18 protein-coding genes are annotated in these 16,834 nt (G+C 71.9%); 4 read left to right on the plus strand and 14 right to left on the minus strand.

All coding sequences use genetic code 11. From position 1 onward, the window contains the following. Window positions 1-127 precede the first annotated feature (127 nt). The 9 genes from rng to LG388_RS11385 all read right to left on the minus strand — a co-directional run bounded on the left by rng (window position 128) and on the right by LG388_RS11385 (window position 7,727). A complete protein-coding gene (gene rng / locus LG388_RS11345; protein WP_225782929.1) occupies window positions 128-1,666 on the minus strand; it encodes a ribonuclease G in 1,539 nt (512 codons plus the stop codon). A gap of 23 nt (window positions 1,667-1,689) precedes the next feature. Continuing rightward, window positions 1,690-2,298 carry a nucleoside triphosphate pyrophosphatase gene (locus tag LG388_RS11350; RefSeq protein ID WP_225782930.1) on the minus strand — a complete coding sequence of 203 codons (609 nt, stop codon included), beginning with the start codon at window positions 2,296-2,298 and terminating at the stop codon, window positions 1,690-1,692. Between the two features lie 17 nt (window positions 2,299-2,315). Then, window positions 2,316-3,014 carry a phytanoyl-CoA dioxygenase family protein gene (locus tag LG388_RS11355; RefSeq protein WP_225782931.1) on the minus strand — a complete coding sequence of 233 codons (699 nt, stop codon included), beginning with the start codon at window positions 3,012-3,014 and terminating at the stop codon, window positions 2,316-2,318. Further along, a complete protein-coding gene (gene rlmH, locus LG388_RS11360) occupies window positions 3,007-3,477 on the minus strand; it encodes a 23S rRNA (pseudouridine(1915)-N(3))-methyltransferase RlmH (protein ID WP_225782932.1) in 471 nt (156 codons plus the stop codon). Before rlmH ends, LG388_RS11355 begins: the two co-directional genes overlap by 8 nt. After that, window positions 3,474-4,130, minus strand: a complete 657-nt coding sequence (gene rsfS / locus LG388_RS11365; RefSeq protein WP_225782933.1) for a ribosome silencing factor — start codon at window positions 4,128-4,130, stop codon at window positions 3,474-3,476. Before rsfS ends, rlmH begins: the two co-directional genes overlap by 4 nt. Then, window positions 4,131-4,712: a nicotinate (nicotinamide) nucleotide adenylyltransferase gene (gene nadD, locus LG388_RS11370; RefSeq protein WP_225783581.1), complete on the minus strand. Its 582-nt coding sequence runs from the start codon at window positions 4,710-4,712 to the stop codon at window positions 4,131-4,133. A gap of 73 nt (window positions 4,713-4,785) precedes the next feature. Further along, window positions 4,786-5,700: an oxygen-dependent coproporphyrinogen oxidase gene (gene hemF / locus LG388_RS11375; protein WP_225782934.1), complete on the minus strand. Its 915-nt coding sequence runs from the start codon at window positions 5,698-5,700 to the stop codon at window positions 4,786-4,788. Beyond that, a complete protein-coding gene (gene purD, locus LG388_RS11380; protein ID WP_225782935.1) occupies window positions 5,701-6,999 on the minus strand; it encodes a phosphoribosylamine--glycine ligase in 1,299 nt (432 codons plus the stop codon). Continuing rightward, a complete protein-coding gene (locus tag LG388_RS11385; protein ID WP_225782936.1) occupies window positions 6,996-7,727 on the minus strand; it encodes a YebC/PmpR family DNA-binding transcriptional regulator in 732 nt (243 codons plus the stop codon). The genes purD and LG388_RS11385 overlap by 4 nt, the downstream gene beginning before the upstream one ends. Before the next feature lie 311 nt (window positions 7,728-8,038). Between LG388_RS11385 and LG388_RS11390 the strand changes: the two genes are divergently transcribed. The 4 genes from LG388_RS11390 (at window position 8,039) to LG388_RS11405 (ending at window position 11,234) form a co-directional block, all read left to right on the plus strand. Continuing rightward, window positions 8,039-9,073 (plus strand): hypothetical protein, encoded by a 1,035-nt coding sequence (locus tag LG388_RS11390; protein WP_225782937.1) that lies wholly within the window; start codon window positions 8,039-8,041, stop codon window positions 9,071-9,073. Then, a complete protein-coding gene (locus LG388_RS11395; protein WP_225782938.1) occupies window positions 9,070-9,885 on the plus strand; it encodes a lysophospholipid acyltransferase family protein in 816 nt (271 codons plus the stop codon). The genes LG388_RS11390 and LG388_RS11395 overlap by 4 nt, the downstream gene beginning before the upstream one ends. Next, entirely contained in the window at window positions 9,846-10,628 is a 783-nt protein-coding gene (locus tag LG388_RS11400; RefSeq protein WP_225782939.1) for a glycosyltransferase family 2 protein, read from the plus strand. The genes LG388_RS11395 and LG388_RS11400 overlap by 40 nt, the downstream gene beginning before the upstream one ends. 252 nt (window positions 10,629-10,880) lie before the next feature. Beyond that, window positions 10,881-11,234: a DUF4148 domain-containing protein gene (locus LG388_RS11405; RefSeq protein WP_225782940.1), complete on the plus strand. Its 354-nt coding sequence runs from the start codon at window positions 10,881-10,883 to the stop codon at window positions 11,232-11,234. A gap of 116 nt (window positions 11,235-11,350) precedes the next feature. On the opposite strand, the gene fabG is transcribed toward LG388_RS11405, so the two are convergent. Genes fabG through LG388_RS11430 form a run of 5 tightly spaced genes read right to left on the minus strand, consistent with a single transcriptional unit; the run spans window position 11,351 to window position 16,710 of the window. Next, window positions 11,351-12,085: a 3-oxoacyl-ACP reductase FabG gene (gene fabG, locus LG388_RS11410; RefSeq protein ID WP_225782941.1), complete on the minus strand. Its 735-nt coding sequence runs from the start codon at window positions 12,083-12,085 to the stop codon at window positions 11,351-11,353. A 23-nt stretch (window positions 12,086-12,108) separates the two neighbouring features. Continuing rightward, window positions 12,109-12,576 carry a hydroxymyristoyl-ACP dehydratase gene (locus LG388_RS11415; RefSeq protein WP_225782942.1) on the minus strand — a complete coding sequence of 156 codons (468 nt, stop codon included), beginning with the start codon at window positions 12,574-12,576 and terminating at the stop codon, window positions 12,109-12,111. Further along, the gene (locus tag LG388_RS11420) at window positions 12,573-13,352 is read right to left on the minus strand and encodes a class I SAM-dependent methyltransferase (protein ID WP_225782943.1); all 780 of its coding nucleotides are present in this window, start codon (window positions 13,350-13,352) and stop codon (window positions 12,573-12,575) included. Before LG388_RS11420 ends, LG388_RS11415 begins: the two co-directional genes overlap by 4 nt. Before the next feature lie 15 nt (window positions 13,353-13,367). Continuing rightward, window positions 13,368-14,237, minus strand: coding sequence for a polysaccharide deacetylase family protein (locus tag LG388_RS11425; protein ID WP_225782944.1), 870 nt, complete (start codon window positions 14,235-14,237; stop codon window positions 13,368-13,370). A gap of 49 nt (window positions 14,238-14,286) precedes the next feature. Next, window positions 14,287-16,710, minus strand: a complete 2,424-nt coding sequence (locus tag LG388_RS11430; protein ID WP_225782945.1) for an MMPL family transporter — start codon at window positions 16,708-16,710, stop codon at window positions 14,287-14,289. Between the last annotated feature and the right edge of the window lie 124 nt (window positions 16,711-16,834).

The following is a 16,834-nucleotide window of genomic DNA, read 5'->3' on the forward strand; positions in this document are numbered from 1 at the left end:
GGTGAGACTTTGAACACGTTCTGAGTGAAAGAAAGCGAGAGCGGAGCTTCGCCCGTTCTGTGCGCCCGCGCCGTCAGACGGCGCCTACACGAAGGCCGCGCCGCCCAACCCGCGCGTGCGGCCGCCGTCACAGCAGCACGATGTCGTACTGCCCCTGCCCCATCGCCGGCTCGGCCTGCAGCGAGATGGGCTTGCCGATGAAGTCGGACAGGCCCGCCAGGTGCTGGCTCTCCTCGTCCAGGAAGAGCTCGATCACCTGCGGCGGCGCGACGATGCGGAACTCCTTGGGCGTGAACTGGCGCGCCTCGCGCAGGATCTCGCGCAGCGCGTCATAGGCCACGGTGCGCGCGGTCTTCACGATGCCCTGACCGCTGCAGGCTTCGCACGGTTCGCACAGCATGTGGGCCAGCGATTCGCGCGTGCGCTTGCGCGTCATCTCCACCAGCCCGAGGGCCGAGAACCCGCCCGCGGTGGTTTTCACGCGGTCGCGGCCCAGCTGCTTGCGGAATTCGGCCAGCACCTGCTCGCGGTGGTCGTCGCGCACCATGTCGATGAAGTCCACGATGATGATGCCGCCCAGGTTGCGCAGGCGCAGCTGGCGCGCGATGGCCTGCGCGGCCTCCAGGTTGGTCTTGAACACCGTGTCGTCGAAGTTGCGCGCGCCCACGTACGCACCGGTGTTCACGTCCACCGTCGTCAGCGCCTCGGTCTGGTCGATGACCAGGTAGCCGCCGGACTTGAGGTCCACGCGCCGGCCCAGCGCGCGCGTGATGTCCTCGTCGATGTTGTAGAGGTCGAAGATGGGCCGCTCGCCCGTGTAGAGCTGCAGCCGGCCCACGGCCTGCGGCATGAACTCCTGCCCGAAACGGCGCAGCAGCTCGTGCTGTTCGCGCGAATCGATGCGGATGCTGGTGGTCTCGTCGGTGGTCAGGTCGCGCAGCACGCGCTGCAGCAGGCTCAGGTCCTGGTGCAGCAGCGAGCGCGCGGGCATGCGCGTGGACTGCTCGCGGATGCGCGTCCAGGTCTTGCGCAGGTAGGCGATGTCCTCGGCCAGCTCGGCGTCGCTCGCGTCCTCGCCGTTGGTGCGCAGGATGAAGCCGCCGTGGTGCCCCGCCGCGGCACCGGCGCCCGGGCCCTCCTGCGCGGCGGCCGCCTCGGCCAAGGCCAGCAGGCGGCGGCGCAGCGCGTCGCGCTGATCGGGCGGGATCTTCTGCGACACGCCGATGTGCTGGTCCTGCGGCAGGAAGACCAGCATGCGCCCGGCGATGCTGATCTGCGTCGACAGGCGCGCGCCCTTGGTGCCGATCGGGTCCTTGATCACCTGCACCAGCAGGGACTGGCCTTCGAAGACCTGCTTCTCGATCGGCACGGGGGGCGCATTGCGGCCTTCTCGTTCCCGATCGCGTTCGAGCGGCATCGCGCCCCGCGAGCCCGGCGTGAACGGCGCCACGATGTCGGCCACATGCAGGAAGGCCGTGCGCTCCAGCCCGATGTCGATGAAGGCCGACTGCATGCCCGGCAGCACGCGCGAGACCTTGCCCAGGTAGACGTTGCCGACCAGGCCACGCTCGAGCGTGCGCTCCACGTGCAGCTCCTGCACGGCGCCGTGTTCGACCACGGCCACGCGCGTTTCCTGCGGCGACCAGTTGATGAGGATGTCCTGCATGTGCGTTCGGGCGTTCGGGCTCGTCAAAGGCGGAAGCCGGCCTGGCGCAGCAGCTGCGCGGTCTCGAAGGCCGGCAGCCCCATGATGCCCGAATGGCTGCCCGCGATGTGCGCCACGAAGGCGCCGGCGCGACCCTGGATCGCATAGGCGCCGGCCTTGCCCATGGGCTCGCCGCCGGCCACGTAGTCGGCGATCTGCCGTCGCGTGAGTTCGGCAAAGCGCACCTGCGACACGCTCAGCGCCGCGAAGCGGCGGCGGCCCGCCTGCACCGCCACCGCCGTGAGCACGCGGTGCGCGCGTCCCGACAGCTGCGTGAGCATGGCGCGCGCCTCGGCCGCGTCGGCGGGCTTGCCCAGGATGCGGCCGTCCAGCGTCACCGTGGTGTCGGCGCACAGCACCGGCGCGGCCGACAGGGCGCGGCGCTTCCATCGCTGCACCGCAGCATCAAGCTTGAGCGCCGTCACGCGCTGCACGTAGGCCGTGGCCGATTCGCGAGGCAGCACGGCTTCGAGCGACTCCGCGTCCTCGCTCGCATCGGCCAGCAAGGGCCGATGCGCGATGCCGAGCTGCTCCAGCAATTGCGCGCGGCGCGGGCTTTGGGAGGCGAGGTAGACGAACGAGGGAGCAGGCATGGACGACGCAAGAGAGTTCAAGGGGCCGGAACGCATCGATTCCAGCACCAGCCGACAGGCCCCGGCACGGGCGCGAAGAGAAAGTGCAGCACGCGGCGCCGCACGGGAGCCTGCATGCGCGACGACGCATGCAGGAGCAGGGGCCTCATCAACAGCACGTCGCCGGCACGTGCGGTACACAGCTGCTCGCCTTCCCGCAGGCGCCACAGCCGGGCCTGCGCGTTGTCGAGCCAGCCGGCCCCGTGGCTGCGAGGCACCACGCGCAAGGCGCCCGCCAGAGGGCCGCAGTCGTCCAGGTGGATGCGCACCGCCAGCAACTGCCGCAGCACTTCCTCGGGCGCCTGCGTGAAAGGCTCACCCTCCTTGAGGCGGACGGCGCGGCCCGCCGCGCGCGCCGGCACGCTCAAGTCCTGGTGCCAGGCCACCAGCCAGTTGCGATCGGCACGTTTGTCGAACAGCGTGCATTGAACCGCGGCGCTGGCCGCGGGCAGCAGGCCCATCGCCGCCAGCCGCGCGCGCAGGCGCTCGGCCAGCGCGGCACATGCGGGCTGCGCCAGCCATTGGCGCGAGCCGGCGTCGTGGGACGTCCGCCTCGCGGTCACGCGGATCAGCGCGCGCACACTGCGCGGCGCCACGCAGGCGGGAAGCAACGCCCAGCCTTCGTGGTCCAGCTGTCGCGCCGCATCCGGCACCGCGTCCGGGCCCGTCTCACTCACGGTGGTACGGATGCCCCGCGTTGAGCGACCAGGCGCGGTAGAGCTGCTCGACCAGCAGCACACGCACCATGGCATGGGGCAGCGTCAGGTCCGACAGGCGGATGCGCTCGTGCGCGGCGGCCTTGAAGGCAGGGTCGAGGCCATCGGGACCGCCGATGACCAGCGCCACGTCGTCGCCCTCGCCTTGCCAGAACTGCAGGCGCGCAGCCAGGGCCTTGGTCGTCAGATTCGTGCCGCGCTCGTCGAGCACGACCACGCGCATGCCGCTGCGGTCGATGGCCGCCTCGATGCGCTCGCGCTCGGCGGCGTACAGCGTCTCCAGGCCCTTGGAGCCGCGCGGTTCGGTCTTGACCGCGCGCAGCTCCAGCTTCAGCTCCGGCGGAAAGCGCTTGGCGTAGTCGTCCCAGGCCGTCTGCGCCCAGTCGGGCACGCGCTGGCCGACCGCGACGACGCGCAGCCTCATGCCTTCCTGGCTGCGGACTTCCGGGCCGGCGCTCTCTTGGCCGCGGCCTTCTTGGCAGCCGGCGCGCGCTTGGCGGACGCCTTGGCCGCGGGCTTGCCCACCTTCAGCGTGGTCTTGACGGCCGCCGGCGTGGCCGGCTTCGCCCGCTTGGCGGGCGCTGCGGCGTCAGCCTTTTTGGCGGGTGCCGACTTGCCGGCCGGCTTGCGCGGCGTGGCCTGGGGCGCGCGCTCCTCGGCCACCGCGGCCTTGGCGGGCCGGGCAGCCTTCTTCGCCGCCGGCGCGGCCGCGCCCAGCTTGAGCTTGAGCGGCTTGTCGCCCCAGATCTCCTCCAGGTGGTAGTACTGGCGGATCGCGGGCTGCATGATGTGGGCCACGGCCGCGCCGCAGTCCACGATGATCCATTCGCCGTTGTCCTCACCCTCGATGCGGGGCTTGGCGAAACCGGCTTCCTTCACGGCTTCGCGCACGCTGGAGGCCAGCGCCTTGGTCTGCCGGTTGGAGGTGCCCGAGGCCACGATCACCCGCTCGAACAGTGGCGACAAGTGCTCGGTGTTGAAGACCTGGATGTCCTGCGCCTTCACATCCTCAAGGCCATCGACGATGGCCCGCTGGAGTTTCTGGATGTCTTTCTTGATGGCGGCTTCAGTGCTCATTCAGGGGGTGCGGTAAAGCTGGTGTTGGTCAATATAGCGTGCAACCGCGGGCGGAACCAGCGTGGAGATGTCCTCCCCACGGGCCGCACGGGCACGGATGTCGGTGGCGCTGGTGTCCACGGGGTCCACCCGCAGCGTCTCGAAGCGCGCGTTGCCCGGCAGGCCGGGCAGCGCTGCGGGGTCGAAGGGCGGCAGGCCGGCGCGGGTGGCCACCCACACGGTGGCCAGCGACAGCATCTGCGGCCAGCCATGCCAGCTGGGCAGCGCGGCCGCCTGGTCGGTGCCGATGAGCAGCGCCAGTTCGGCACCCGGATGCGCCTGCTGCAGCTCGCGCAGCGTGTCCAGCGTGTAGGTCGGGCCGTCGCGCAGGGTTTCGCGATTGTCGACGATCACGCCGGGCACCTCGGCGAAGGCCAGCCGGGCCATCGCTACACGGTGCGCGGCCGCAGTGGGCTGGCGCGCCTTGTGCCACGGATGGCCGGTGGGGAACACGTAGAGCCGGTCCAGCCCGGCCTGCGCCAGCGCCGCGCGGGCCAGGGCCACGTGCGTGCCGTGCGGCGGGTCGAAACTGCCGCCGAACATGCCGATGCGCGGCACGTGGGCGCGGTCCGAGGCCCGGGCGCCGGCGGGAACGATCGGGGACGGCGTCACAGGCTCAGAGCCAGTCCCGCCGCGGCAGGAAATCGGTGTAGAGCCGCGCCTCGGGCGTGCCGGGCTCGGGCTGGCGCTGGTAGGCCCAGCTCGCCTGCGGCGGCATCGACAGCAGGATCGATTCGGTGCGCCCGCCCGACTGCAGGCCGAAATGCGTGCCGCGGTCCCACACGAGGTTGAACTCCACGTAGCGGCCGCGCCGGTACAGCTGGAAGGCGCGCTCGCGCTCGCCCCAGGGCATCGCGCGCCGGCGATCGACGATCGGCAGGTAGGCGGGCAGGAAGGCCTCGCCCACCGATTGCAGCAGCGCGAAGCCGCGATCCAGCCCCAGTTCCGAGAAGTCATCGAAGAAGATGCCGCCCACGCCGCGCTGCTCGTTGCGGTGCTTGAGGAAGAAATACTCGTCGCACCAGGTCTTGAAGCGCGGGTACAGCGCATCGCCGAAGGGGGCGAGCGCATCACGGCAGGTGCGGTGGAAATGCACCGCGTCTTCCTCGAAGCCGTAGTACGGCGTCAGGTCCATGCCGCCGCCAAACCAGCAGACCGCCTCCCGGCCTTCGGGCAGGGCCGCGATCATGCGCACGTTCATGTGCACCGTGGGCACGTAGGGGTTGCGCGGATGGAAGACCAGCGACACGCCCATGGCCTCGAAGGGCGCGCCGGCCAGTTCGGGCCGGTGCTGCGTGGCCGAAGGCGGCAGCTTCGCGCCGCGCACCTGCGAAAAGCCGCAGCCCGCGCGCTCGAACAGCGCGCCGTCTTCCAGGATGCAGGTCAGGCCTTCGCCCTGCAGCGGCTCGCCCGGCGCCTTGGTCCAGGCGTCGCGCACGGCGCAGCCGCCGTCGGCCGCTTCCACGGCGCCGATGATGCGTTGCTGCAGGTCACGCAGCCAGGCGGCCACCGCGGGGGGCGACACCGCCATTCAGCCGCCCTGCCCCGCGCGCGCCGCGACGGCGCGGTGGCCGATGTCCTTGCGGTACTGCACGCCGTCGAAGCGCACCTGGGCCGCCACTTCATAGGCGCGCTGCTGCGCGAGCCGCACGTTGTCGGCCAGCGCCGTCACGCACAGCACGCGGCCGCCGCTGGTGCGCAGCTGGCCGTCCTGCAGCGTGGTGCCGGCATGGAAGACCATGGCGTCGGGCGCCTCGGCCGGAATGGCCATGATCGCGTCGCCCTTGCGCGGCGCGAGCGGGTAGCCATGGGCGGCCAGCACCACGCCCAGCGCCACGCGGCGGTCCCATTGCAGTTCCACCTGGTCCAGCGTGCCGTCCGTGGCATGCCACAGCACTTCGAACAGGTCGGACTTCAGGCGCATCATGATCGGCTGCGTCTCCGGGTCGCCCATGCGGCAGTTGAACTCCAGCGTCTTGGCGTGGCCGTCCTTGTCGATCATGAGGCCGGCGTACAGGAAGCCGGTGTAGGGGATGCCGTCCTTTTCCATGCCGCGGATGGTCGGCAGGATGATCTCGCGCATCACGCGGCCGTGGATCTCGGCCGTGACCACGGGCGCGGGCGAGTAGGCGCCCATGCCGCCCGTGTTCGGGCCTTCGTCGCCGTCCAGCAGGCGCTTGTGGTCCTGGCTGGTGGCCAGGGCCGTCACGTTCTTGCCGTCGCACAGCACGATGAAGGAAGCTTCCTCGCCGGCGAGGAATTCCTCGATCACGACGCGTGCGCCGCCCTCGTTGTGCGAGACGCCGAACTTGTTGTCCACCAGCATGAAGTCGATGGCTTCATGGGCTTCCTGCAAGGTCATGGCCACCACCACGCCCTTGCCGGCCGCCAGGCCGTCGGCCTTGACCACGATGGGCGCGCCCTGGGCATCCACATAGGCGTGCGCGGCCGCCGGGTCGGTGAAGGCCTCGTACTCGGCCGTCGGGATCTTGTGGCGCTTCATGAAGGCCTTGGAAAAGGCCTTGGAGCTCTCGAGCTGCGCGGCCGCCTGGGTGGGGCCGAAGATGCGCAGGCCGTGCGCGCGGAACTCGTCCACCACGCCGGCGGCCAGCGGCGCCTCGGGGCCGACCACGGTGAGCGCGATCTTCTCCTGCTGCGCCCAGGCCCGCAGCGCCGCGGGCTCGGTGAGGTCGACCTGGACGAAGCGCTTGTCCTGCGCCGTGCCGCCATTGCCGGGCGCGACGTACACGCGCGTCACGCGCTCCGATTGGGCCAGGCGCCAGGCCAGCGCATGTTCGCGGCCGCCGCCGCCGATGACGAGCACCTTCATGCGGACTCCGCCATTTCGGCGTTGTGGTACACGTCCTGCACGTCGTCCAGGTCCTCGAGCATGTCCAGCAGCTTCTGCATGCGGGCGGCGTCCTCGCCGCTCAGCTCGATCGTGTTCTCGGCGCGCATCGTCACTTCGGCCAGCTCGGGCTTCAGGCCGGCGGCTTCCAGCGCGTTCTTCACCGCCTCGAAATCGCCGGGGCCGGTCAGCACCTCGATGGCCCCGTCCTCGTGCGTCACCACATCTTCGGCGCCCGCTTCCAGGGCGACTTCCATCACCTTGTCCTCGCTGGTGCCGGGCGCCAGGATGATCTGGCCGCAGTGCTTGAACTGGAAGGCCACCGAGCCTTCGGTGCCCATGTTGCCGCCGTACTTGGCAAAGGCGTGGCGCACTTCGGCCACGGTGCGCACGCGATTGTCGGTCATGGTGTCGACGATGATGGCCGCGCCGCCGATGCCGTAGCCCTCGTAGCGGATTTCCTCGTAGGTGACGCCCTCGAGGTTGCCGGTGGCCTTGTCGATGTTGCGCTTGATGGTGTCGGCCGGCATGTTCGCGGCCTTGGCCTTGTCCACCGCCAGGCGCAGGCGCGGGTTGGCGCTCAGGTCGCCGCCGCCCTGGCGCGCCGCGACCATGATTTCGCGGATCACGCGCGTCCAGATCTTGCCGCGCTTCTCGTCCTGCCGGCCTTTCCTATGCTGAATGTTTGCCCATTTGCTGTGTCCGGCCATGGCGTGCTGCTCGCGTTTCTTTATCGGGGAAAGTGCAGATTTTAGGCGAGCCGGACCTGTGGCCCTGCTGCGGCGTCGGCCCCTTTTCCCACAAGGTGCGTCACCCCCCTTTGCCATAATCGCCCCGCACCGGGCCCCTCCCGCGCGCACGACCCGTTCGCTCCGGCGCACGCGCGTCGCGCCTTGTCCAGCATGTCCTCGATGATGAATCTGCCCGCCCGTCCACCCGCCCGATCGTCCGCCCGCTGCGCTTGGCCTTCGGCCACGCGAGAAGGAGCCGCCGCATCGTGAGGCCGGTGCAGCAACCGCGCATGCAGGCGCCGCTGCGCATCGTGCGGCACCGGCTGGGCGCGGCGGGGAACGCGGGCCCGGTGGCCGTGCACAGCCTGGGTGGCCTGGCGTATGGCCGCGGCACAGGCGCCCACGCCGACGGTTGGCATGCCCTGGGCGCCCGCGCTCTGTTGGCATCGGGCGACCGGCTGGACCACTGGGAAAGTGCGGCCCCGGTGCGCGAAGGCCGCACCGGCTGCGTGCGCTGGCGCGCCACCAGCGACTGGCTGTTCGGCGCCGCGGACCTCGGCGACGCCGAAGAGTCCCTGGGCGTGGAGGCGCTCGCGCACCGCGCCTATGGCGACCTGTTCGCCACCTTGCGCGCGCATGGCCAGCCGCAGTTGATGCGCATCTGGAACTACCTGCCCCGCATCACCGGCCTTGCAGCGGCCGAGGGCGGCAGCATGGAACGCTACCGCCTCTTCAACAGCGGCCGCCAGCGCGCTTTCATCGAAGCCGGCCAGCGCACCTTCGAGGGCGCACCCGCGGCCTGTGCGCTGGGCCTGCCCCAGGGCAGCGGGCTGACGCTGCGTTTCGTGGCCGGCCACACGGCGGTGCGCGCCATCGAGAACCCGCGCCAGGTGCCGGCCTGGCGCTACCCGCGGGACTACGGCCCGCGCGCGCCCACCTTCTCGCGCGCCGCGCTGGCCGACCTGGGCGCGGGCCAGCTCGCGCTGCTGGTGTCGGGCACGGCCAGCATCGTGGGCCACGCCTCGCAGCACCCGGGCGACACGCCCGCCCAGCTGGCCGAAACGCTGCGCAACCTGCAGGCGGTCTTCGAGGCCGCGCGCGCGCAGTGCGATGCGCCCTTCGCGCTCGAGGACAGCGAGCCCGTGGTCTACCTGCGCCATGCCGAACAGGCCGAGGCCGTGCGCGAGGGGCTGGCCCGGGCGCTGGGCGCCGACTCGCGCTTCCTGCGCTCGGCGGTGTACCTGCAGGCCGAGGTCTGCCGCCCCGAGCTCGACATCGAGATCGAGACCCACGCCTGCGCGCCCGGGCAGCTGCGGCCACTATGACCCGCGTGCGCACCTGGCTCAAGGCGGTGCTGCTGGCGCCGCCGCTGTATGTGCTGCTGCTGGGGCTGGGCCTGATGTCGCTGCTCTGGAACCTCATCGCGCTGCTGCTGCACCCGCTGCTGCCCGCCGCGCGCGGCCGCGCCGTGGGGCGGGCCGGCATCGCCTACGGCTACCGCCTGTTCTGGACCGTGGCCAGCGCCTGCGGCATGATGCGCATCGACGCCCGCTGCCTGGCGCCGCTCAAGGACGAGCGCGGCCTGGTGATCGTGGCCAACCATCCCACCATGCTGGATGCGCTGCTGCTCGTGGCGCACCTGCCGCGCAGCGCCTGCATCATGAAGGCCTCGCTCATGAAGAACATCTTCCTGGGCGCGGGCGCGCGGCTGGCGCGCTACATCCGCAACGACTCGGCCCATGCCATGGTCAAGCAGGCCGTGGCCGACCTGCGCGAAGGCGGCCAGCTCGTGATCTTCCCCGAAGCGACGCGCACCACGCAGTTCCCGCTCAACCCCTTCACGCCCGGCGTCACGCTGATCGCCAAGCTCGCCCAGGCGCCGATCCAGACGGTGTTCATCGACACCGACTCGCCCTACCTCGGCAAGGGCTGGCCCATCTGGCGCGTGCCGCCGCTGCCGATCGTCTTCACGCTGCGGCTGGGCGAGCGCTTCGCGCCCCAGGCCGACAGCCATGCCATGACCGCCACGCTGGAGCGGTACTTCCGACAACACATCCAAGCCCGCACCGAGGGCGACGATGCCGAGCCCGCGCCGCCATGCCTGCCCCACAATCCTCGCGCTCCCACCTCGTCCTGATCCCGAGCTACAACACCGGCGAGCGGCTTTTTTCCACCGTGGCCGCGGCGCGCGCGCAGTGGAGTCCGGTGTGGGTGGTGATCGACGGCAGCAGCGACGGCACGGGCGAGCGCCTGGCGGCCCAGGCCGAAAGCGATCCAGGCCTGCGCGTGTTCGTGCTGCCCGCCAACCAGGGCAAGGGCGCGGCCGTACTGCACGGCCTGCAGGCGGCCCAGGCCGAGGGCTTCACCCACGTGCTCGCCATGGACAGCGACGGCCAGCACCCGGCCGAGCTGATCCCGGCCTTCATGCGCCAGTCGCAGCAGCGCCCCGACGCCATGGTGCTGGGCCGCCCCGTGTTCGACGCCAGCGCGCCGCTGCTGCGCGTGCGCGGCCGGCGCATCTCCAACGGCTGGACGCAGCTGGAGACGCTGTTCGCGGGCATTGGCGATTCGCTCTACGGCTTCCGCGTCTACCCCGTGGCCGCACTGATCGCCGTGATGCGCGCGCAGCCCTGGATGCGCCGCTTCGACTTCGACACCGAGGCCGTGGTGCGCCTGGCCTGGCGCGGCGTGAAGCCGCTCAACATCGATGCGCCGGTCAAGTACCTCACGGCCGAGGAAGGCGGCGTCTCGCACTTCCGCTACGGCCGCGACAACGTGCTGCTGACCTGGATGCACACGCGGCTGATGATCGAGTTCGTGCTGCGGCTGCCGGCGCTGCTGTGGCGCAAGGCGCGCCGGCTGCCGCCCTTCCAGCCCTGAGGCGGTCCGCCTTCCGGGGCGCGCCTCGCGGCCGAACCGGCCATCCGCATTGTTCCGGTTTCGGAAACGGCATGGTTCGCAAACCAAGGGTTTCTACGGAGGCCGGAGGTCCACAATTCATCTCACGGGCCGGCACTGATGCAGACCCGAAACGACCCCGGCGGCAGGTGCCGCCAGCCCACCAAGGGCCGGTTCGTTCCCTCAAGTCGAATCGTGTCGTGTTCCCAGGAACCGCACCGCAAGGAGTTTGAAATGAAGACCTCGAAGATCATCGCCATCGCCGCCCTTTCGCTGACCGCCGCTTTCGGCGCCCAGGCCGAGGACTACCAGGGCGTGCTCGACTTCAACGGCCAGCTGACGCGCGCCGAAGTGCAGGCCCAGGCCGTGCAGGCCGCCCGCGCGGGCAGCAACCTCTACGGTGAAACCGTGGGCATGGGCGTGCAGCCGGTGCAGACCGGCGCCGTCTCGCGCGCCGTGGTCCAGGCCGAAGCCATTGCCGCCGCGCATGCGCCCGGCCAGAACCTGCGCGCCGAAGCCTTCGCCGACAGCCGCATTCCCGCCCAGTTCAACGTGGGCGGCAGCTACACGCAGCAAGCCGCTCGCTGAGGCGCCCGCCTTCGCGCCGCCGGAAGGCAGCGCGAAAGCCGTGGCCATCTGGCTGGAACGACAACGCCCGCGCATGCGGGCGTTCTTTCGTTTGGCAGACAACAGGGAAGACGCGCTCAGGCCATCCCGCCATTGACGCTGATGACCTGGCCCGTGATGTAGGCCGCCTCGGGCCCGGCCAGGAAGGCGGCCAGCGCGGCCACTTCCTCGGGGGTGCCGGCGCGCTGCACGGGCACCATCTGCTTGACCATCGCGGCGTCGAAGGCCGCATCGGCCATCGGCGAAGCGATGATGCCGGGCGCGATGGCGTTCACCGTGACGCCGCGCGAGGCCACTTCGAGCGACAGCGCCTTGGTCGCGCTGTTGAGCGCGCCCTTGGCCGCCGCGTAGTTGACCTGGCCGCGGTTGCCCATCAGCGCCGCCACCGACGAGATGTTGAGGATGCGCCCCCAGCGCGTGCGCAGCATGGGCAGCAGCAGCGGCTGCGTCACGCGGAAAAATCCGTGCAGCGACACGTCGATCACGCGGTGCCACTGCTCGGCGCGCATGCCGGGCAGCACGGCGTCGTCGTGCACGCCCGCGTTGTTCACCAGGATCTGCACCGCGCCACCTTCGAGGATGCGCGCGGTGGCGCCCGTGCAGGCCGCGTCGTCGCTCAGGTCGAACACATGGCATTCGGCCTGGCCGCCCGCGGCGCGGATGCGCGCGGCCAGCGCCTCGATGGCCTGCGGCCGGCTGCTGGCGTGCAGCAGCACCGTGGCGCCTTCGCGCGCCAGCCGTTCGGCGATGGCCGAGCCGAGGGCGCCGCTGGCGCCGGTGATCAGGGCACGTTTGCCTTGCAGAGATGGCATGGGATGCGTGGAGCAAAAGAGTTTCAGGACGCCGCGGGCAGCGGCGTGTTGAGCACCACCACGGCACGGCCCTCGGCGACGGCCGCGCCCTCGCCGTCGAGCACGCGGAAGGCATACATCACCTGCTGCGCATCGCCCGACAGGCGCTCGGCATGCAGGTGCAGCGGCGCGGGCGCGTCGTGCAGGTGCAGGCGGTGCAGCCGCACGTTGCGCGTGCTGGCGATGTAGCCGGCCGAGGGCGCCTGGCCCGGCGCGGCGGTGAGGCCGCCGTGCAGGGCCATCGCCTGGGCCGCATATTCGATGGCGCAGGGCGCCAGCAGCCCGGCGGCCGTGCGCAGGGGATTGGCGGCGTCGCGGTGCGTGGCGGTGCTGCAGTGGATGGTCTGCGCATCCCAGTCTTCGAGGCGCTCGAGCAGGCACATGGCGCCCTGGTGCGGAATGCGCGCGGCGATGCCCGCGCGGTCGAGCGTGGCGGGGGGGAATGCCGTCATGCCGCCTCCACGTCCGCCACCAGCAGCACGTTGGCAAAAGGCGTGCCTTCGCTCATCGGGATCGGCTGCACCGCGAAGCCCAGGCGCTGCAGCACAGCCACCCACTCGCCGAGCGTGCGGCCCCAGGTGGGCGAGACCTTGTGGCCGCGGATGCGCGTGACGGTGCGGTCCACCCACTGGCTGATGGCGAAGCCGCGCCGGCTGGCCGCGTCGCCCACGCGCAGCAGCAGGCGGCCCGGCACGCCGGCGGGCCGTTCGGCCGCGCCACGCAGCAGCGCCTCGCGCACCCGGGCCAGCACGCCTTCCTGCGCCGCATGGTCCACGTAATGCAGCACGTCCAGGATCACGACCACGTCGCAGGCCGGCAGGTCGGCCGTGCACATGTTGTCGCAGATGAGCGTCGGCGCAGGCACGATGTGCCCCACGGCTGCCTGGGCGCGCGCCACATCGCGCGGCATGAGCTCGATGCCCGTGTACTGCGCCGGCGCGGGCAGCGGCGGCCATTCGGCGGGCCAGCGGCCGTCGCGCTGCAACTGCGCGGCCGCATGCAGCACGTTGGCGAACAGGCTCTGGCCCGAGCCGATGTCCAGCATGCGCGGCCGCCCGGCGCCCACCAGGCCGCGCGAGACGATGCCGCGGAAGGCCGGGTCGTGCCCCAGCTTGCCGCGCGCGAAATGCCAGCCGAAGTTGCCCGAGGCCTTGTAGGGCGCCGTGGCCTTCTCGTGCAGTTCGCGCCAGGCCAGGTCGGGGCTGCGCGTGGGCAGGGGTGCGTTCATGGGGACGTCAGGCGCTCAGCGATGCGCGGGTGGCGTGGGAAGGCCGGCCGGGGCCGGTCGGTCGTCGCGCAGCGCCTGCGGCAGCGTCACACTGCGCAGGCCCTGGGCGTTCAGGCGCGCGAGCAGCCCCGGCAGCACGGCCAGTACCACGGGCTCGCCCTGCGCGGTGCGCGCGGCATTGCCGTCGTGCAGCAGCAGGATGTCGCCGGCTGCCAGCCCGCGCGTCAGGCGGGCCAGCACGACCTCGGGGTCGCGCTCGCGGGTGTCGAAGCCGCGCCGCGTCCAGCTCACCAGTTGCAGGCCCAGCCGGTGCAGCACCGGCGCCAGGAAGGGGTTGCGCAGACCGGCCGGCGCGCGAAAGCAGGTAGGCCGCTGGCCCGTGATGGCCGACAGCATCTGTTGCGCGCGCGCGATCTCGGCCGCATAGCCGCGCGGGCCGAGCACGGAAAAGTTGTGGCGGTGCACCGCCGTGTGGTTCTGAATGCTGTGGCCGCGCGCCACGATCTCGCGCGCCAGCGCCGGGTGCGCCTGCGCGCGCTCGGCGATGCAGAAGAAGGTGGCGCGCTGGCCGGCGGCGTCCAGCAGGTCCAGCACCTGCGGCGTCACGCCGGGCTCGGGGCCGTCGTCGATGGTCAGCGCCACCTCGCCGCGCGCGGCGGCCGCGGCCGGCAGGCGCGTGACGTTGGTGCCCAGCCAGTCGCTGCGCGGCGTGAGGCCGACGGCCGTGATGGCCACATGGTTCAGCGCCACGGCGCCCAGCGCCCAGGGCCAGGCGCCCGGCACGGCCAGGGCGGCCAGGGCTGCACCCGCATGCAGGGCCGCGCTGGCCTGCATGAAAGGCGGCAGCGGCCAGCGTCCGGGGCGGGAGGCGAAGGGCGGATTCATGGGGCTGCGCATTGTCACACCGGCCTGCGGTCCGGCCGCACCATCGCCCTCAGGGCGCGCGGGCGGCCTCTCCCTGCGTCGACGCACGGGCCATGCGCCGCCGCGCACCGCGGCCGGCAAAGGCAGCTGACAGCAGCAGCGCCAGCAGCGCGCCCGGTGCCACCACCTGGCCGATGGCCGAGAGCGCCGGGATCTTGGAGATCGCGATCAGCGTGAAGGACACCACGGTGGTCAGGTTCGCCAGCAGCAGCGAAGCCAGCGTGTCCTCGTCGGCATGGCCGGTGCGCTGCAGCTCGTCGAAGAAGAGCGCGTAGTTGGAGCCCACGGCCACCACCAGCAGCAGCCCCACCAGGTGCAGGATGGACAGCGCCATGCCCAGCAGCGCCATGCCGCCCAGCGTGAGCACCACCGCCACCGCCAGCGGCAGGCAGACGGCGAACAGGCGCCGCGCCGAACGCAGCCAGGCGCCCAGCAGCAGCACCACGGCCAGCGCGCCCAGGCCCACCTGCACGAAAGCCTCGTGCAGGTAGCGCTGGTACACGTCGGCCAGCGCCTCGCCCACCTCGACCACCACCACCTCGGGCAGGCCCGCGAGCGCATCGGCGACGGTGGCATGGCGGAAGTCCGGCGGCGTGTGCAGCGACAGCATGGCGGCCCAGCCGCCGCCCGGGCGCTCGAACAGCAGCGCGCCCGCAACGGGGCCCAGCGTGCCGGCGCGCACCGCTTCGTGCGTGATGGGCGGCAGGCTGCGCGCGGCCTGGACGGCCTCCACGAAGGGCGCGAGCCGTTCGGCCGACAGCGGCAGGCCGGCCGTGGCCTCGGGCAGGCGGGCGCGCAGGTCTTCGGCCGTGGGCAGCGCGGCCAGGCGCTGCGCCTGCGTGCGCTGGCTGGGCAAGAAGCGCGTCACGCTGTCGTAGCCCAGCAGCTTGCCGTCGTTGACCAGCGCATCCAGCCGCTGGCCGGCGGCCTCGGCATGCTGCAGGGCCTGCTCGATGTCCTGGCCGAAGGCCACGACCAGCGTAGCGGCCTCGCTGGCGCCAATGTCGGCACGCAGCTGGGCATCCAGCTCCTGCGCGGCCTGCGGCACCGGGCTCATCGACGCCAGACCGGCGCGCCACAGATGCCCGCCCTGCCACAGCACCAGCGCCAGCGCCGCCGCGCCCAGCGCCGCGAAAGGCCAGGCCAGGCGAGGCAGCGTGCGCACGACGAGGCCCGCGGCGCGCGCCAGATGGCGGCGCAGCCCCTGCCCCGCCGCACCGTCGGGCGCCAGCCGGGGCAGCACGAAGCGCGTGGCCAGCGCCGCCACCACCAGCCCGGCGATGGAGAACACGCCCAGCTGCGCCAGGCCCGGAAAGCCGGAGAACACCAGCGCCGCGAAGCCCACCACCGAGGTCAGCAGCCCCAGGCGCACCGTCGGCCAGTGCACGCGCAGCCAGTGGCGCCAGCCCGAGCCCGGCGCGCCCTGCGCGCCCATCTGGCGTGCCTGGATCAGGTAGTAGATGGCGTAGTCCACCGTTTCGCCGATCAGCGTGCTGCCGAAGGCCAGCGTGAGCCCGTGCACGTTGCCGAACCACAGGCTCACGGCCGCCGTGCCGCCCACCACGCCCGTGGCCACCGGCAGCAGCGCCAGCACCAGCGCGCGGCCCGAGGCAAAGGCCGCGAGCAGGATCAGGCTCATGACGATGGCACCGACCGCGGCCAGGTGAATCGCCTCGGCCTCGATGCTCGCGCGGCTGTGCACCGAGAACACGGCCGTGCCGCTGAGCAGCAGCCGCGTGGCACCGGCCTGGTCGCCGGCCTGGCGCTGGGCCTGAGCGAAGGCCTCGTGCACGGCGGCGATGGCGCGCTCCTGCGCATCCAGGTCGCCGCCCTCGGCGCGCGTGCTGGCCAGCAGCACGGCGCGTTCGCGCTCGCGCGCCACCCACACGCCGTGCTCGGTGCGCGGGGCGGTGGCGGGGATCAGCCCTTCGGCGATGCGGGCGGCTTCGCCCGTCGGGTCGCGCTCGAGCAGCGGGCGCAGCGCATGGCCAGCCGGAGTGCCCAGCAGCGACAGCGTGTCCAGGATGCCGTTGCGCAGCCCTTCAGGCGTGAAGTGCTCGGGCGTGACCGCGGGCGAGAGCTGATAGCGGTGCGTGAACACCCATTCGCCGGCGTCCTTCCACTCGCTGTGGTCGCCGTTCTGCACCTGGTCGAACAGGCCGCTGGCGCGCATGCGCCGGCCCATGTCGCGCGAGATCGCGCCGCGCGTGGCGCCGTCCGCGCCTTCGATGCCGATGAACAGCGTGCGCGAGGCCACGCCGCTTTGCAGTTGCTCGATCAGCACCTGCTGGCGCGCGTCGGGGCTGGCCGGCAGGAAGGCCGACAGGTCGGTGCTGAAATGCGAGCGCGCGATGACGGCGATGCCGGCCAGCAGGGCCAGCAGCCAGAGCGCCAGCACCAGCGCGCGGCGGGGCGGACGCGGAGATGACGTCACGGCTTCCTCCAGAAAGAAAGCGGGCATCCAGCCGACGAGCGAAGCGAAGTCCTCAGGGCACCCGAGGAACTGGCTCCGCCTGGCCTCTGGGTGCGTCCCCCTCCCGAAGGAGAGGGGGGAGCCG

The sequence above is a fragment of the Xenophilus sp. Marseille-Q4582 genome, assembly GCF_916700565.1.
In the GTDB taxonomy this organism is placed as follows: Bacteria; Pseudomonadota; Gammaproteobacteria; order Burkholderiales; family Burkholderiaceae_C; genus Xenophilus.

Excerpts from the sequence above, each read along its gene's own strand:
- rng (WP_225782929.1), bottom strand. The coding sequence starts at position 1,666 with ATGCAGGACATCCTCATCAACTGGTCGCCGCAGGAAACGCGCGTGGCC.
- LG388_RS11350 (WP_225782930.1), bottom strand. The coding sequence starts at position 2,298 with ATGCCTGCTCCCTCGTTCGTCTACCTCGCCTCCCAAAGCCCGCGCCGC.
- rlmH (WP_225782932.1), bottom strand. The coding sequence starts at position 3,477 with ATGAGGCTGCGCGTCGTCGCGGTCGGCCAGCGCGTGCCCGACTGGGCG.
- rsfS (WP_225782933.1), bottom strand. The coding sequence starts at position 4,130 with ATGAGCACTGAAGCCGCCATCAAGAAAGACATCCAGAAACTCCAGCGG.
- nadD (WP_225783581.1), bottom strand. The coding sequence starts at position 4,712 with ATGTTCGGCGGCAGTTTCGACCCGCCGCACGGCACGCACGTGGCCCTG.
- hemF (WP_225782934.1), bottom strand. The coding sequence starts at position 5,700 with ATGGCGGTGTCGCCCCCCGCGGTGGCCGCCTGGCTGCGTGACCTGCAG.
- purD (WP_225782935.1), bottom strand. The coding sequence starts at position 6,999 with ATGAAGGTGCTCGTCATCGGCGGCGGCGGCCGCGAACATGCGCTGGCC.
- LG388_RS11385 (WP_225782936.1), bottom strand. The coding sequence starts at position 7,727 with ATGGCCGGACACAGCAAATGGGCAAACATTCAGCATAGGAAAGGCCGG.
- LG388_RS11390 (WP_225782937.1), top strand. The coding sequence starts at position 8,039 with ATGCAGGCGCCGCTGCGCATCGTGCGGCACCGGCTGGGCGCGGCGGGG.
- LG388_RS11395 (WP_225782938.1), top strand. The coding sequence starts at position 9,070 with ATGACCCGCGTGCGCACCTGGCTCAAGGCGGTGCTGCTGGCGCCGCCG.
- LG388_RS11400 (WP_225782939.1), top strand. The coding sequence starts at position 9,846 with ATGCCTGCCCCACAATCCTCGCGCTCCCACCTCGTCCTGATCCCGAGC.
- LG388_RS11405 (WP_225782940.1), top strand. The coding sequence starts at position 10,881 with ATGAAGACCTCGAAGATCATCGCCATCGCCGCCCTTTCGCTGACCGCC.
- fabG (WP_225782941.1), bottom strand. The coding sequence starts at position 12,085 with ATGCCATCTCTGCAAGGCAAACGTGCCCTGATCACCGGCGCCAGCGGC.
- LG388_RS11415 (WP_225782942.1), bottom strand. The coding sequence starts at position 12,576 with ATGACGGCATTCCCCCCCGCCACGCTCGACCGCGCGGGCATCGCCGCG.
- LG388_RS11420 (WP_225782943.1), bottom strand. The coding sequence starts at position 13,352 with ATGAACGCACCCCTGCCCACGCGCAGCCCCGACCTGGCCTGGCGCGAA.
- LG388_RS11425 (WP_225782944.1), bottom strand. The coding sequence starts at position 14,237 with ATGAATCCGCCCTTCGCCTCCCGCCCCGGACGCTGGCCGCTGCCGCCT.